The organism is Streptomyces sp. NPDC104226 (genome assembly GCF_055584085.1).
Genome location: NZ_JBVJMS010000005.1, coordinates 379,488 through 392,508, shown reverse-complemented (window position 1 = coordinate 392,508; position 13,021 = coordinate 379,488). Strand labels below are relative to the sequence as shown.

The 13,021-nt window shown below is 71.8% G+C and carries 11 protein-coding genes; 2 read left to right on the top strand and 9 right to left on the bottom strand.

The features are described 5' to 3' along the window. Nucleotides 1-2: 2 nt before the first annotated feature. The 4 genes from ACZ60J_RS18255 to ACZ60J_RS18240 all read right to left on the bottom strand — a co-directional run bounded on the left by ACZ60J_RS18255 (nt 3) and on the right by ACZ60J_RS18240 (nt 5,293). Nucleotides 3-2,048, bottom strand: a complete 2,046-nt coding sequence (locus tag ACZ60J_RS18255; protein WP_469682989.1) for a PTS fructose transporter subunit IIABC — start codon at nt 2,046-2,048, stop codon at nt 3-5. Next, on the bottom strand, nt 2,045-2,998 hold the full coding sequence (gene pfkB / locus ACZ60J_RS18250) for a 1-phosphofructokinase (protein ID WP_469682988.1): 954 nt from the start codon (nt 2,996-2,998) through the stop codon (nt 2,045-2,047). The genes ACZ60J_RS18255 and pfkB overlap by 4 nt, the downstream gene beginning before the upstream one ends. Beyond that, on the bottom strand, nt 2,995-3,756 hold the full coding sequence (locus tag ACZ60J_RS18245; RefSeq protein ID WP_469682986.1) for a DeoR/GlpR family DNA-binding transcription regulator: 762 nt from the start codon (nt 3,754-3,756) through the stop codon (nt 2,995-2,997). Before ACZ60J_RS18245 ends, pfkB begins: the two co-directional genes overlap by 4 nt. A 133-nt stretch (nt 3,757-3,889) precedes the next feature. After that, a complete protein-coding gene (locus ACZ60J_RS18240) occupies nt 3,890-5,293 on the bottom strand; it encodes an MFS transporter (protein WP_469683280.1) in 1,404 nt (467 codons plus the stop codon). Between the two features lie 263 nt (nt 5,294-5,556). Here ACZ60J_RS18240 and ACZ60J_RS18235 point away from each other — a divergent pair, with 263 nt between their 5' ends. Continuing rightward, nucleotides 5,557-6,597: a helix-turn-helix transcriptional regulator gene (locus tag ACZ60J_RS18235; RefSeq protein WP_469682985.1), complete on the top strand. Its 1,041-nt coding sequence runs from the start codon at nt 5,557-5,559 to the stop codon at nt 6,595-6,597. Nucleotides 6,598-6,847: 250 nt separating this feature from the next. Here ACZ60J_RS18235 and ACZ60J_RS18230 read toward each other — a convergent pair whose 3' ends face one another. Then, complete coding sequence (locus ACZ60J_RS18230; protein WP_469682983.1) at nt 6,848-7,825, bottom strand: sigma-70 family RNA polymerase sigma factor; 978 nt, start codon at nt 7,823-7,825, stop codon at nt 6,848-6,850. A 525-nt stretch (nt 7,826-8,350) separates the two neighbouring features. Between ACZ60J_RS18230 and ACZ60J_RS18225 the strand changes: the two genes are divergently transcribed. Next, entirely contained in the window at nt 8,351-8,995 is a 645-nt protein-coding gene (locus ACZ60J_RS18225) for a Uma2 family endonuclease (RefSeq protein WP_469682981.1), read from the top strand. Nucleotides 8,996-8,997: 2 nt separating this feature from the next. On the opposite strand, the gene ACZ60J_RS18220 is transcribed toward ACZ60J_RS18225, so the two are convergent. The 4 genes from ACZ60J_RS18220 to ACZ60J_RS18205 form a co-directional block, all read right to left on the bottom strand. Further along, nucleotides 8,998-9,369, bottom strand: coding sequence for a hypothetical protein (locus tag ACZ60J_RS18220; RefSeq protein WP_469682980.1), 372 nt, complete (start codon nt 9,367-9,369; stop codon nt 8,998-9,000). Beyond that, the gene (locus tag ACZ60J_RS18215; RefSeq protein ID WP_469683279.1) at nt 9,362-10,123 is read right to left on the bottom strand and encodes a dioxygenase family protein; all 762 of its coding nucleotides are present in this window, start codon (nt 10,121-10,123) and stop codon (nt 9,362-9,364) included. The genes ACZ60J_RS18220 and ACZ60J_RS18215 overlap by 8 nt, the downstream gene beginning before the upstream one ends. A gap of 162 nt (nt 10,124-10,285) precedes the next feature. Next, nucleotides 10,286-11,815, bottom strand: coding sequence for an MFS transporter (locus ACZ60J_RS18210; protein ID WP_469682978.1), 1,530 nt, complete (start codon nt 11,813-11,815; stop codon nt 10,286-10,288). Nucleotides 11,816-11,900: 85 nt separating this feature from the next. Then, a complete protein-coding gene (locus ACZ60J_RS18205; RefSeq protein ID WP_469683277.1) occupies nt 11,901-12,656 on the bottom strand; it encodes a TetR/AcrR family transcriptional regulator in 756 nt (251 codons plus the stop codon). Between the last annotated feature and the right edge of the window lie 365 nt (nt 12,657-13,021).

The following is a 13,021-nucleotide window of genomic DNA, read 5'->3' as shown; positions in this document are numbered from 1 at the left end:
GGTCAGGCCGCGACGGTGACCTTCGCCGGCTCCGGCAGGGGCGCCGCTTCGGCGGCCCCCGCCTGCTGCGGGGGCTCATCCTGCTTGCGCATCCCCTTGAGGAGGATGACCAGGCCGGCGCTGGTGGCCGTACCTGCGGCGATGGCGATCAGGTAGAGCAGCGGGTTGCCGATCAGCGGGATCACGAAGATGCCGCCGTGCGGGGCCCGCAGGGTGCACTCGAAGGCCATCGAGAGTGCTCCGGTGACCGCGCCGCCCACCATGGAGGCCGGGATCACGCGCAGCGGGTCGGCCGCGGCGAACGGGATGGCGCCCTCGCTGATGAAGGAGGCGCCGAGGAACCAGGCGGCCTTGCCGTTCTCGCGCTCGGTCTTGGAGAAGAGCCGGCCGCGGACGGTGGTGGCCAGCGCCATCGCCAGCGGCGGCACCATGCCGGCGGCCATCACGGCGGCCATGACCTTGAGGCTGCCCTCGTTGGGGGTGGCGAGGCCGCCGATGGCGAAGGCGTAGGCCACCTTGTTGAGCGGGCCGCCGAGGTCGAAGCACATCATCAGGCCGAGGATGACGCCGAGGATGATCGCGTTGGCGCCGGAGAGGCCCGACAGCCAGTCGGTGAGGGCCTGCTGGAGCGAGGCCACGGGCTTGCCGACGACCAGGAACATCAGGAACGCGGTGACGGCGGAGCCGATGAGCGGCAGGACCACCACCGGCATGATCCCGCGCAGGGCGGTGGGGATCTTCAGCCGCTGGACGGCGAGGACGGTGCCGCCCGCGATGAGGCCGGCGATCAGGCCGCCGAGGAAGCCGGCGTTGATGGTCAGGGCCACGGCGCCGCCGACGAAACCGGGGACGAGACCCGGGCGGTCGGCCATGCCGTAGGCGATGTAGCCGGCGAGGACCGGGACGAGGAAGCCGAAGGCGAGGCCGCCGGTCTGGAAGAGGAGCGCGGCCCAGCTGGCGGCCTCGGTCCAGACGAAGTGCTCGGCCACCGAGGGGGCGTTGTTGATCTCGTACCCGCCGATGGCGAAGGCGAGGGCGATGAGGAGGCCGCCCGCGGCGACGAAGGGGACCATGTAGCTGACGCCGGACATCAGCCAGGTGCGGAGCTTCGCGCCGTAGCCGTCCTGTTCTTCCCCGGCCTCTTCGACCGGGGTCGGGGCGTGGTCCGTGGTCTCGCCCCGGGCGGCCTTGTCGCGGGCCTCCCGGAGGAGTTCCGCCGGGCGGTTGATGCCGGCCTTGACGCCCACGTCGACGGTGGGCTTGCCGGCGAAGCGGGCCCTTTCCCTGACCGGGACGTCGTGGGCGAAGACGACCGCGTCGGCGGCGGTGATGCTTTCGGGGGTGAGCTTGGTGAAGCCGGCGGAGCCTTGGGTTTCGACCGTGATGTCGATGCCCGCCGCTCGTGCGGCCTGGGTGAGGGCCTCTGCCGCCATGTAGGTGTGGGCGATGCCCGTGGGGCAGGAGGTGACCGCAACGATGCGGAACGGGGGCTGCCCTGCGGGGCTCTCCCCCACCCCGCCCCTTCCCGGAACCGGGGCTTCGCCCCGGACCCCTTCGGGGGCTCCGCCCCCGGACCCCCGCTCCTCGAACGCCGGAGGGGCTGATACCGGCTCGCCCGCGACCAGGGCCGCCGCTTCCGCCGGGGTCCGCGCCGTGCGGAGGGCCGTCACGAAGTCGGGGCGCATCAGGCGGCGGGCCAGGGTGGAGAGGATGGAGAGGTGGGCGTCGTCGGCGCCGGCGGGGGCGGCTATCAGGAAGATCAGGTCCGCCGGGCCGTCCGGGGCGCCGAAGTCGACGCCGGAGGTGGAGCGGCCGAAGGCCAGGGTGGGCGCGGTGACGTGGGCGGACCGGCAGTGGGGGATGCCTATGCCGCCTTCCAGGCCGGTCGGCATCTGGGCCTCGCGCGCCTCCACGTCGGCCAGGAAGCCGTCCAGGTCGGTGACCCGGCCCAGCGCCACCATCCGTTCGGCGAGGGCACGTGCCGCCCCCTCCTTGGACTCGGCGGACAGGTCGAGGTCGACCAGTTCGTGGGTGATCATCTCGCTCATCGCTCGTCGCTCATTTCGGACAGAGGGAGGTCCAGGGGCAGGTCCTGGGTGATGTGGACCGCGTCGGGGCGCAGGTCGGAAGGGGCGGGCATCGCGCTGCCCGGAAGCTGGACCGCGGCTGCGCCGTGGGCCAGGGCGGAGGCCAGGGCCTCGGGGCCCGTACCTCCCGCGATCAGGAAGCCGGCCAGGGACGCGTCGCCCGCGCCGACGTTGCTGCGGACCGAGGAGACGGCCGCCGTGCCGTAGTGGATGCCCTCCTCGGAGACCAGGAGCTGGCCGTCCGCGCCCAGGGAGGCCAGGACCGCGCCCGCGCCCAGCGAGCGCAGCTCCTCCGCGGCCTTGAGCACGTCGCCGAGGGTGGCCAGGGGCCGGCCGACCGCAGCGGCGAGCTCCGAGGCGTTCGGCTTGATCACGTCCGGGCGGGCCGGCAGCGCCGCGAGCAGCGCCGGGCCGGAGGTGTCCAGCGCGATGCGGGCGCCGGCAGCGTGGGCCTGGGTCACGATGTCGGCGTACCACTCGGGGCTCAGGCCGCGCGGGAGGCTGCCGCAGCAGGCGATCCAGGCGGCGCCGCCCGAGCAGGTGCGGACCGTCTCCAGGAGGAGCGCCGACTCCTCGGCGGTCAGCGCCGGGCCGGCGGCGTTGATCTTGGTGAGCGTGCCGTCCGGTTCGGCGAGGGAGATGTTGGAGCGGGTCTGTCCGGCGATGGAGACGGCCGTGACGTCCACGCCCTGCGCGCCGAGGAGTTCGGCGATCATCGTGCCCGGTGCGCCGCCGAGCGGCAGGACCGCCGTCGTACGGACGCCCGCGGCGGCCACCGCCCGGGAGACGTTCACGCCCTTGCCCCCGGGGTCCACCCGGTCGGTGGTGGCGCGCAGTACCTCACCGCGGTCCAGCGAGGGGACTTCGTAGGTCCGGTCGAGGGAGGGGTTGGGGGTGACGGTGAGGATCATACGAGCACAACTTCCGTACCGGCGGACTCGATCGCCGCCTTGTGGGCGGGGCTGAGCCCCTGGTCCGTGATGAGGAGGTCGACGTCGGCGAAGGTGCCGAAGCGCGCGAAGTGCTCCTGGCCCGCCTTCACGGAGTCGGCGAGGAGGACGACGCGGCGGGCTGCCGCCATGGCGGCCCGCTTGACGGCTGCCTCGGCGAGATCGGGGGTGGTCAGGCCGCCTTCGGCCGAGAAGCCGTTCGTCGCGAGGAAGAGGACGTCCGCGCGGATCTCGGCGTACGCCCGCAGGGCCCACGCGTCGACCGCGGCGCGGGTGCGGTGGCGGACCCGGCCTCCGACGAGGTGGAGGTCGATGCCGGTGTGGTCGGCGAGCCGGGCGGCGACGGGCAGCGCGTGGGTGACCACGGTGAGCGCGGTGTCGACCGGGACGGCCGCCGCGAGGCGGGCCACCGTACTGCCCGCGTCGAGCACGATGCTGCCCGCGTCGGGGAGTTCGGCGAGGGCGGCGGCCGCGATGCGGTCCTTCTCGTCGGCGGCGGTGGCCTCGCGCTCGGTGAGGTCCGGCTCGAAGTCGAGGCGGCCGGCCGGTATGGCACCGCCGTGCACCCGGCGCACGAGCCCGGCCCGGTCCAGGGCCTTGAGGTCGCGGCGCACGGTCTCGGCCGTGACCTGGAACTGCTCGGCCAGGGACAGGACGTCGACCCGGCCCGCCTCGCGGGCGAGGCGGAGGATCTCCTGCTGGCGCTCCGGTGCGTACATGTGGTTTCAGATCCGTTCGATGCCCGACTCTGTGGGTTCTCTTGGATCGTACGCCCGTTTGCGGCTGAAAACAAAACAAACGGGCATGCCCGCCAACAGAAGCGCACATGCCCGTCAGAAAGAAGAGCGAGTGCTAGCCGGCCTGGACCGGGCCGCCCTCGCGCTGGTCCATCGGCACCGACCTGCGCGGCAGCACGAACATCACCGCGAAGATCACGACGAGCACCCCCGTGACCCACCACAGCGCACCACGGAAGGCCTCGACGTAAGGGGCGCCGAACATCCGGTCGTCCTCGATCGAGCCGAAGAAGACGACCGAGGTCAGGGCCAGGCCGAGCGCGTTGCCCATCTGGCCCGTGGTGTTGATCAGGCCGGAGGCCGAGCCGGCGTGCTCGGCCGGCACCTGGGAGAGCACGGTGTCGTTCAGCGGGGCGACGATCAGGCCCATGCCGATGCCCATGACGATCAGCGGGGCGGCCATCTGCCAGGAGGTGATCTCCATGCCGTAGCGGGCGGACTCCCAGATGTAGAGGAGCAGGCCCGCGGCCATGACGAGCGCACCGGCCTGGAGCACCTTGCGGCCGAAGCGCGGTACGAGCTTCTCGACCGAGAGGCCGGCGGCGACGGAGACGGCGATGGAGAACGGGATGCCGGTGCAGCCGGCGCGCAGCGGGCTCCAGCCGAGGCCCATCTGCATGTAGAGCGTCCAGACCAGGAAGAAGATGCCGGTGGCCAGGCCGAAGGTCAGCTGGACCGTGATGCCGCCGGCAAAGCTCTTGATCCTGAAGAGGGACAGCTCGACGAGCGGGGAACCGTCCTTCTTGATCTTGTGCTTCTCGTACGCGATGAACACGGCGAAGACCGCGGGCGAGGCGATCATGCAGACGAAGCCCCACAGCGGCCAGTCGTTCTCGCGCCCGTTGGTGAGCGGGAAGATCAGCATCACCAGGGCGGTGGTGGCCAGCACGACGCCGACCAGGTCGAGGCGCAGGGCCTTGGGTGCCTTGGACTCGAAGATGAACTTGCGGCCCAGGATCACGCCGGCGATGCCGACGGGCAGGTTGATCAGGAAGATCGTGCGCCATTCCAGACCGAAGAGGTTCCACTCGGTGAGCAGCGCCCCGAGCAGGGGGCCCGAGACCGCGCCGAGGCCGACGATCGCGCCGAACATGCCGAAGACCTTGCCGCGCTCGTGCGGCGGGAAGGTGACGTGGATGATGGCCAGGACCTGCGGGACCATCATGGCCGCCATGCCGCCCTGGAGCAGCCGGGAGGCGACGAGCATCGACGGATTGGCCGCGATGCCGCACAGCAGCGAGGCGACGGTGAATCCGGAGACGCCGACGAGGAAGAGGCGCTTGCGGCCGTAGATGTCACCGAGACGGCCGCCGGTGATCAGACCGGCCGCGAAGGCGAGGGCGTAACCGGCGGTGATCCACTGGATCGCGCTGGTGGAGGCGCCGAAGTTCTGGCGCATGCTGGGTATCGCGATGTTGACGATCGTGACGTCGACCAGGTCCATGAAGGACGCGGTCATCACGATGGCGAGCGCGATCCAGCGGAGGCGGTCGGCGGGGGCCTCGGGCTCGCCGCCGGTCGTCGCGCTCGCGTCTGCGGCGCCGTCGGATCCGGCGTCGGCCTTGCCGATCGAGGTGGTCTGTGCGGGCAGGTCGGTCCGCTCTTCTTGTACGGGCCCGTTCTTTCCTTCGGGCGATGACAGGGTCGTCTCGGTGCTCATGAGGAGAAACCTAGACGGCATGTAGGTCAGTTGGTGTCCTATTTGGCTGGCACCTTTGAACCATGACCGATACCCCGGCCCGCCTCCTCTCCCTGCTCTCCCTCCTCCAGACCCCGCGCGAGTGGCCCGGCAGCGAGCTGGCCGAGCGCCTGCGGGTGAGCTCCCGCACGATCCGGCGGGACATCGACCGGTTGCGGGAGCTGGGATACCCCGTGGAGGCCACGCTCGGCGCGGAAGGCGGCTACCGGCTGGTGGCGGGCGCGGCGATGCCGCCGCTCGTCCTGGACGACGAGGAGGCCGTCGCGATCGCGGTGGGGCTGCGGGCGGGGGCCGGGCACGCGATCGAGGGCGTGGAGGAGGCCTCCGTACGAGCCCTCGCGAAGCTGGAACAGGTCCTGCCGGGACGGCTGCGGCGGCGGGTGGGCGCGCTGCAGTCGGCGACGGTCGCGGTGGCGCGGGGCGACGGGGCGCGGGTGGATCCGCGGACCCTGACGGCCATCGCCTCGGCAGTGGCGGGCCCGGAGCGGCTGCGGTTCGCGTACCTGGCCGGGGACGGGGCGGCCTCGCGGCGGCTGGTGGAGCCGTACCGGCTGGTCAGCACCGGGAGCCGGTGGTACCTCGTGGCGTACGACATGGAGCGCGGGGACTGGCGGACCTTCCGGGTGGACCGGGTGAGCGAGCCGGGCGCCACGGGGGTCCGCTTCGCGAAGCGGGAGCTGCCGATGGATGCGGTGGAGTTCGTGCGGCGGGGGCTGCGGGGTGGGGGGACCTACCTGGTGGACGTCACCTTCGCCGGTGCGGATGCCCTGCCGGGGTGGCTGCGGGAGCGGGTGGTGGCGGAGCCGGGGGCCGGGGCGGTGGGGGGTGCCGGGGCCGGCGGCGGTGCCGGGGCCGGCGGTGGTGCCGGGGCCGGCGGTGGTGCCGGGGGCCTGGAGGCGGGTGGGGTTCGGGTGCGGTTCGAGTCTGCGGACTCGCCTGAGTGGCTGGTGGCGCGGTTGGGGCTGGTGGGGGTGCCGTTCACCGTGCACGGGCCGGAGGCGCTGGTGGAGGCGGCTCGGGTGCTGGGGGCGCGGCTGGCCGGGGCGGCGGGGGCTCAGCCGTAGCCGTGGTCAGGCCGGGTCGGGCCCTGCGGGGCTGTCCCCTACCCGCCCTTCCACCGTTCCCCGGGCGTCGCCCGGACCCGGAAAGACCCTGGGGCTCCGCCCCAGACCCCGCTCCTCAAACGCCGGAGGGGCTGGGTTGTGCCCGGAGGCGCTGGGTTGTGCCGTTGAGGGGCTGGGGGAAAGGGGGAGCCCCCGGCGCCTGGGGGGGATAGGCGCCGGGGGCTCGTCTGGGGGCTTCTGCTCGGGCCGGTCAGGCCACCGCGTCGAAGCCGGTGTCGCGGGCCATCTTCTTCAGTTCGAGCAGCGCGTGCTTCTCGATCTGGCGGATCCGCTCGCGGGTCAGGCCGTGCTGCTTGCCCACCTCCGTCAGCGTACGCTCTCGGCCGTCGTCGATGCCGTAACGCATCTTGATGATCGAGGCGGTTCGCTGGTCCAGCTTGCCCAGCAGGTCCTCCAGCTCCTCCGTGCGGAGAAGGGAGAGGACGGACTGCTCCGGGGAGATGGCCGAGGTGTCTTCCAGCAGGTCGCCGAACTGCGTGTCGCCGTCCTCGTCCACGCCCATGTTGAGGCTGACCGGGTCGCGCGCCCAGTCCAGGACGTCTCCGACGCGCTTCTCCGTCGTGTCCAGCTCGGCGGCGATCTCCGCGTGCTCCGGGTCGCGGCCGTTCTCGCGGTTGAACTCGCGCTGGACCCGGCGGATCCGGCCGAGCTCCTCCACCAGGTGGACGGGCAGGCGGATGGTGCGGGACTGGTCGGCGATGGAACGGGTGATCGCCTGGCGGATCCACCACGTGGCGTACGTGGAGAACTTGAAGCCCTTGGCGTAGTCGAACTTCTCCACGGCGCGGACCAGGCCGGCGTTGCCCTCCTGGATGAGGTCGAGGAGCGGCAGTCCGCTGCGCGGGTAGCGGCGGGCCACGGCGACGACCAGGCGGAGGTTGGAGCGGATGAAGACTTCCTTGGCCCGCTCGCCCTCGGCGGCAAGGAGTTCCAGATCCTCCTGGGAGGGCTTCTTGCCCTTGCGCTCTATCGCGCCGTCGAGGATCTGCTGGGCGTACACGCCCGCCTCGATGATCTGCGAGAGCTCGACTTCCTTGGCCGCGTCGAGCAGCGGGGTGCGTGCGATCTCGTCCAGGTACATGCCGACCAGGTCGCGGTCTGCGATCTCCCCGCCCACAGCGCGAGCGCTGCTCGTGGACTGACGACGGGCGACGGCGCGGGTTGCCATGCGTGCTCCCTTGCGATGAGTTCGGTCGCGGTGGTGCGGTGGTTCGGCTGCACTGGTGCGGCTGCCCGGACACTCTCCCGAGTGCCCGCTTCCGAAGGAAACAACGACTGGAATCGGGACAGAATTCCCACGTTGCCCCCTGTTTTTCGAGATCTTGCAGTATCCTGCCCCGCCGCCCCCCGATCCGAGCGGATCGGCGATGCCGCCGGGCCTGTAGATCCGCAGGTCAGGGCGGGGATTGCGACCAGCCCCGGAGGCCTGGCGGGCCACCCGGGAGAGGTGGCGGTGAGACCACCGTCACACTTGACAGGGTCGGCTTTCGCCTCCGGAACAGCGTCGTCCCGGGCTGCACTCCCACCCCAGGAGACGAGCCCCGGCGGCTTCTGGTTGCCTCGTCCGGCGACGACTCCCCGTCCGAGTGAAGGCTCGGCATATTCCTGCGGCATGGGTTGCTGCCCCTGGAGCATCGGAGAGTCGCTTGTGCCGTCCGGTCCGCGACGCCCACACTCAGAGGAGGTGCTGCACATGACCGCTCTCGCCCACGAGACGCTGGAGGCCGTAATGCCGAAGGTCACGACCCCACCGTCGGACCTTGACGACGTCCTATGGCAGGCATGGAAAGCCATGGAACTCCCCGAGGGCTACCGCGCCGAGATCGTCGAGGGGTTCATCGAGGTGTCACCCACGGGTCGCTACTCCCATGGCCGGACCGCCAATCGCCTGCGCCGAGCCCTGGACCGGTTCCTGGACGACAGCACCTTCGCGGCGCTCCAGGACATGAATGTCATCCACAAGCACAAGATCTGGATCCCCGACGTGTTCGTGGCCGCGGAAGACGCCGAGGAACAGGTCACAGTGGACGACCTGGGGATCACCGCGTCCGCGGTGCAGCTGATCGTCGAAGTGGTCTCCCCGGGCAAGGACAGCATCGAGCGTGACCGCAGCCGCAAGCGGCGTGCGTACGCCCGGGCCGGCATCCCGGTGTACGTGATCGTCGACGACTACGACGGCCACGGCACTGTCAGCCTGCTGACCGGCCCCGTGCCCGAGGAGGCGCGGTACTCGTCGGAGGTGCGGATGCCGTACGGCACCGAGGTGGTCGTCCCCGAGGGACCCGCCAAGGGATTCGCCATCGGTGAGGAGATCACCGGGCCGCTCAGAACCTCCTGAGGTCAGCGCGGACGGGTCGAGACACCCGGGCAGGCCCTGCAGGCCTGCGGGCCCGACTGGGTCCACCACATGCAGCGCGGGCGGAGGTGGCAGGGCGGGAGCGGGGCCGTGGGGGTCGGGGACGCGGTCAGGCGGGTGGCCAGGGTGCAGGTGTCGGCCTCGCGGTTGAGGCAGTGCGGGACGCAGTGGGAGGCCAGGCGCAGCAGGCGGCGCGGTTCCACGCCTTCGGGGAGTTCGGCGAGCGCTTCGGCCGCCGGGCGGGGTGCGGGGAGGTGGGTCGGGGGCCCGTCGAGGCCGTCGCGGACCGCGAGGACCAGCGACTCCGGCGCGTACGCGGAGCCGCTGGGGCACCAGAGCTGCTCGCGGTCAGCCAAATTGCAGGGAGCGCTTCGAGAGGCCCATCCAGAACCCCGAGACCGGGGTGGTGGCGGTGGCGAGGTCGGACTCCGCGGCGCCCAGGGTGACGAAGAGCGGGGCGAAGTGTTCCGTACGGGGATGGGCCAGGCGGCCGGCCGGGGACTTGGCTTCGAAGTCGAGCAGGGCGTCGACGTCGGAGGCGGCCAGTGCCTCGTGGCCCCAGGCGTCGAACTCGGCGGACCACGACGGGACGCCGGGGCCGGTGTGGCGCAGGGCGGCCAGGTTGTGGGTGAAGAAGCCGCTGCCGACGATGAGGACGCCCTCGTCGCGCAGGGGGGCCAGCTTGCGGCCGATCTCCATCAGGCGGCGCGGGTCGAGGGTCGGCATGGATATCTGGAGCACCGGTATGTCGGCCCCGGGGAACATCTCCACCAGCGGGACGTACGCGCCGTGGTCCAGGCCCCGGTCGGGGATGTCCTGGACGGGGGTGCCGGGGGCCTTGAGGAGTTTGCGGACCGACGCGGCCAGCTCGGGGGCACCGGGGGCGTCGTAGCGGACCGTGTAGTAGTGCTCGGGGAAGCCCCAGAAGTCGTAGACGAGCGGGACGCGCTCGGTGGCGCCGAGGGCGAGCGGGGCCTCTTCCCAGTGGGCGGAGACCATCAGGATCGCGCGGGGGCGGGGCAGGTCCGCGGACCAGGCGGCCAGTTCGCCGGGCCAGACGGGGTCGTCGGCGAGCGGCGGGGCGCCGTGGCTCAGGTAGAGCGCCGGCATCCGGGTCCGGTGGGGGGGCAGGGCTTCGGGCGTCGGCATCAGGGGCTCCAGGAATCGTTGCGGCGGGCCGCCATACACAGACTAACCCCGCGTCGTTCAAATTTGAACGACGCGGGGTCATCAGTCATTCCCGTACCCGCCCCGGTGTGGGGCCCGGCGCGGTCAGTGGGCGATCACCGGGACCTTCATCCCGGCGTCCTCGCCCTCGGCGACCGGGTCGCCCGCGCCCGGCTTGCCGGTGGTGATGAGGGTCAGGGCGATGAGCGAGCTGGCGACCAGGATGCCGACCGCCCACCAGATCGCGGAGGAGTAGCCCTCCACCATGGCCTGGGCCTGGACCAGCTTCGCCGCCGGGCCGCCCGCCGCGGCCTCGGCCGCGTGGTCGGTCAGGTACGCGGTCGTCGCGGAGGCGGCGATCGTGTTCAGCAGGGCGGTGCCGATCGCGCCGCCCACCTGCTGCGAGGTGTTGACCATCGCGGAGGCGACACCGGCGTCGGCCGGGTTCACCCCGTACGTGGCCAGGGACATGGCGGGCATGAACGCCGTACCCATGCCGAGGCCCAGCAGCAGCTGCGCCGGCAGGATCAGCGCCGGATAGGAGGAGCCGACCTCGAGCTGCGTCAGCAGCAGCATGCCGCTGGCGGCGACCATGAAGCCGGGGCCCATCAGCAGGCGCGGCGGGACCCGCGTCATGAGGCGGGCGCCGATCTGCGTGGAACCGGTGATCATGCCCACGATCATCGGGAGGAAGGCGAAGCCGGTCGTGACGGGCGAGAAGCCCTTGACGACCTGCAGGTAGTAGGTGAGGAAGAGGAACAGGCCGAACATCGCGATGACGGCGAGACCCAGCGAGAGGTAGACGCCGCCGCGGTTGCGCTCCAGCAGGACGCGCAGCGGGAGCAGCGGGTGGGCCGTACGGGACTCGACGTAGACGAACGCGGCGAGCAGCACGGCGGAGGCGACGAACATGCCCACGGTGAGGCCGTCCGACCAGCCGGCCGACTCGGCGCGGGTGAATCCGTAGACGAGCGCGACGAGACCGGTCGTGGACAGCACGACGCCGGGGATGTCGAGCGGCGCGCGGTTACGGCCGCCGGCCGGCTCGCGGATGATCATCCAGGCGCCGACGGCGGCGACGATCGCGAACGGGATGTTGACGAAGAAGGTCCAGCGCCAGTTCAGGTACTCGGTGAGGACGCCGCCGAGGATCAGGCCCACGGCGCCACCGCCACCGGCGATCGCACCGTAGATGCCGAAGGCCTTGGCGCGCTCCTTGGCGTCGGTGAACATGACGGCCAGCAGCGAGAGCGCGGCGGGCGCGAGCAGCGCACCGAAGGCTCCCTGGAGGGCGCGGGCGCCCAGCATCATGGCCTCACCCTGTGCGGCGCCGCCCAGCGCGGAGGCCAGGGCGAAGCCGGAGAGGCCGACGATGAAGGCGTTCTTGCGGCCCCACTTGTCGGCTATGCGGCCGCCGAAGAGGAGCAGTCCGCCAAAGGCCAGCGCGTACGCGGTGATGACCCACTGGCGGTTTCCGTCCGAGATGCCGAGGTCGGTCTGGGCGGACGGAAGGGCGATGTTCACGATGGTGGCGTCGAGGACGACCATCAGCTGCGCCAGCGCGATGAAGACCAAGGCCTTCCAGCGACTGGGGTCGGCGCCGGCCAGCTGCGGGTTCGCGGCTGTTTTTGACATGGGGGTACCCACTTCGTGATGCGAGATGACTGAAAAGTGATGATTAGGGCGGCCTTATGACGCTAAAGGGCGCGACCCGGGGGCGTCACATGGTTTTCCGCCTCAGGTCCGCCAGCGTGGTCGCGGTACCGGGCAGTTCGGAGCGCGCAGGCGCCTTCAACCCGTCCAGGAACAGCTGGAGATGGCGGTGGACGAACATGTCCGCGTCGAAGCAGCCGGTGCCCGGGAGGGGGCGGCTGAGCTGGGACAGCGCGATCATCAGGTCGCCGACGCCGATGTCCGCGCGCACCAGCCCGGAGGTGCGGCCGGCGTCCAGCAGGGCCTCGATCGTCTCCTCCAAGGCCTCGCGGGATGCGACCAGTTCGGGGTGGTCGTGGTCGAAGTCCCTGGCGAGCACGGGGCACAGGGCGCCGATCCGCTCGTCCGCCGCCGCGTGCGTGAACCGGCACAGGGCGGCATACGCGTCCGGTTCCTCCGCGAGCGAGTCCACGGCCAGGGCGGTCACCCGGTCCAGCCCGAAGAGCACCACGTGGTGGATCAGGGCCGGACGGTCCGGGAAGTGCCGGTAGAGCGTGGCGTTTCCGACGCCGGCCCGGCGGGCGATCTCGTCGAGGGGAGCGGCGGGGCCGAACTCCACGAGCACGTCGCGGGCCGCGGCCAGGATGCGTTCCCGGTTGCGGACGGCGTCGGCGCGCGGGCGCGGGACCGCGTCCGCGGCGGTGCGGACGCGCTTGCCCGGGGCCTTGTCGGCGACCCGGCCCGCGACCTTCCCCGCCGCGTTGCCCGCGGTCTTGCCGACCGCCTTGGCCGCCGCCTTGACCTTGTCCGCAGCCGCTCCCACCGCCGCGCCCGCCGCGCACGCACCCTGGCCCGCGGCCGGAGCCGCGAGGTCGAGGACGGCCTCCGGGTCCGGCACGGGCAGGCCCGCCGGGTCGGTGGTGGCGGTGCTCTTCATGGACGACTCCCTGGCAGGGTCACGCGCACTTCCGGGGCACGCGTATTTCCGGGCGGGTTGCTCGCTCCTCGAAACGGGGAGCAGCTCCCCGGTTCGCGGGGACTCTGGTGCAAACGGGGAGAGGGTCCCCGCTTATTTCACCCTCCCGTGTGACCTGGGTCACACCACAGCAGACCCTTTGATCCCGTTTGGCCTCTCCCGGCGCGCGAGCCCGCCCCAGCCGTCGGAGGGTGGGCCCACAGAGCGCAGTC

Excerpts from the sequence above, each read along its gene's own strand:
- ACZ60J_RS18225 (WP_469682981.1), top strand. The coding sequence starts at position 8,351 with ATGACCGCTCTCGCCCACGAGACGCTGGAGGCCGTAATGCCGAAGGTC.
- ACZ60J_RS18210 (WP_469682978.1), bottom strand. The coding sequence starts at position 11,815 with ATGTCAAAAACAGCCGCGAACCCGCAGCTGGCCGGCGCCGACCCCAGT.
- ACZ60J_RS18235 (WP_469682985.1), top strand. The coding sequence starts at position 5,557 with ATGACCGATACCCCGGCCCGCCTCCTCTCCCTGCTCTCCCTCCTCCAG.
- ACZ60J_RS18215 (WP_469683279.1), bottom strand. The coding sequence starts at position 10,123 with ATGCCGGCGCTCTACCTGAGCCACGGCGCCCCGCCGCTCGCCGACGAC.
- ACZ60J_RS18255 (WP_469682989.1), bottom strand. The coding sequence starts at position 2,048 with ATGAGCGAGATGATCACCCACGAACTGGTCGACCTCGACCTGTCCGCC.
- ACZ60J_RS18245 (WP_469682986.1), bottom strand. The coding sequence starts at position 3,756 with ATGTACGCACCGGAGCGCCAGCAGGAGATCCTCCGCCTCGCCCGCGAG.
- ACZ60J_RS18230 (WP_469682983.1), bottom strand. The coding sequence starts at position 7,825 with ATGGCAACCCGCGCCGTCGCCCGTCGTCAGTCCACGAGCAGCGCTCGC.
- ACZ60J_RS18240 (WP_469683280.1), bottom strand. The coding sequence starts at position 5,293 with ATGACCGCGTCCTTCATGGACCTGGTCGACGTCACGATCGTCAACATC.
- pfkB (WP_469682988.1), bottom strand. The coding sequence starts at position 2,998 with ATGATCCTCACCGTCACCCCCAACCCCTCCCTCGACCGGACCTACGAA.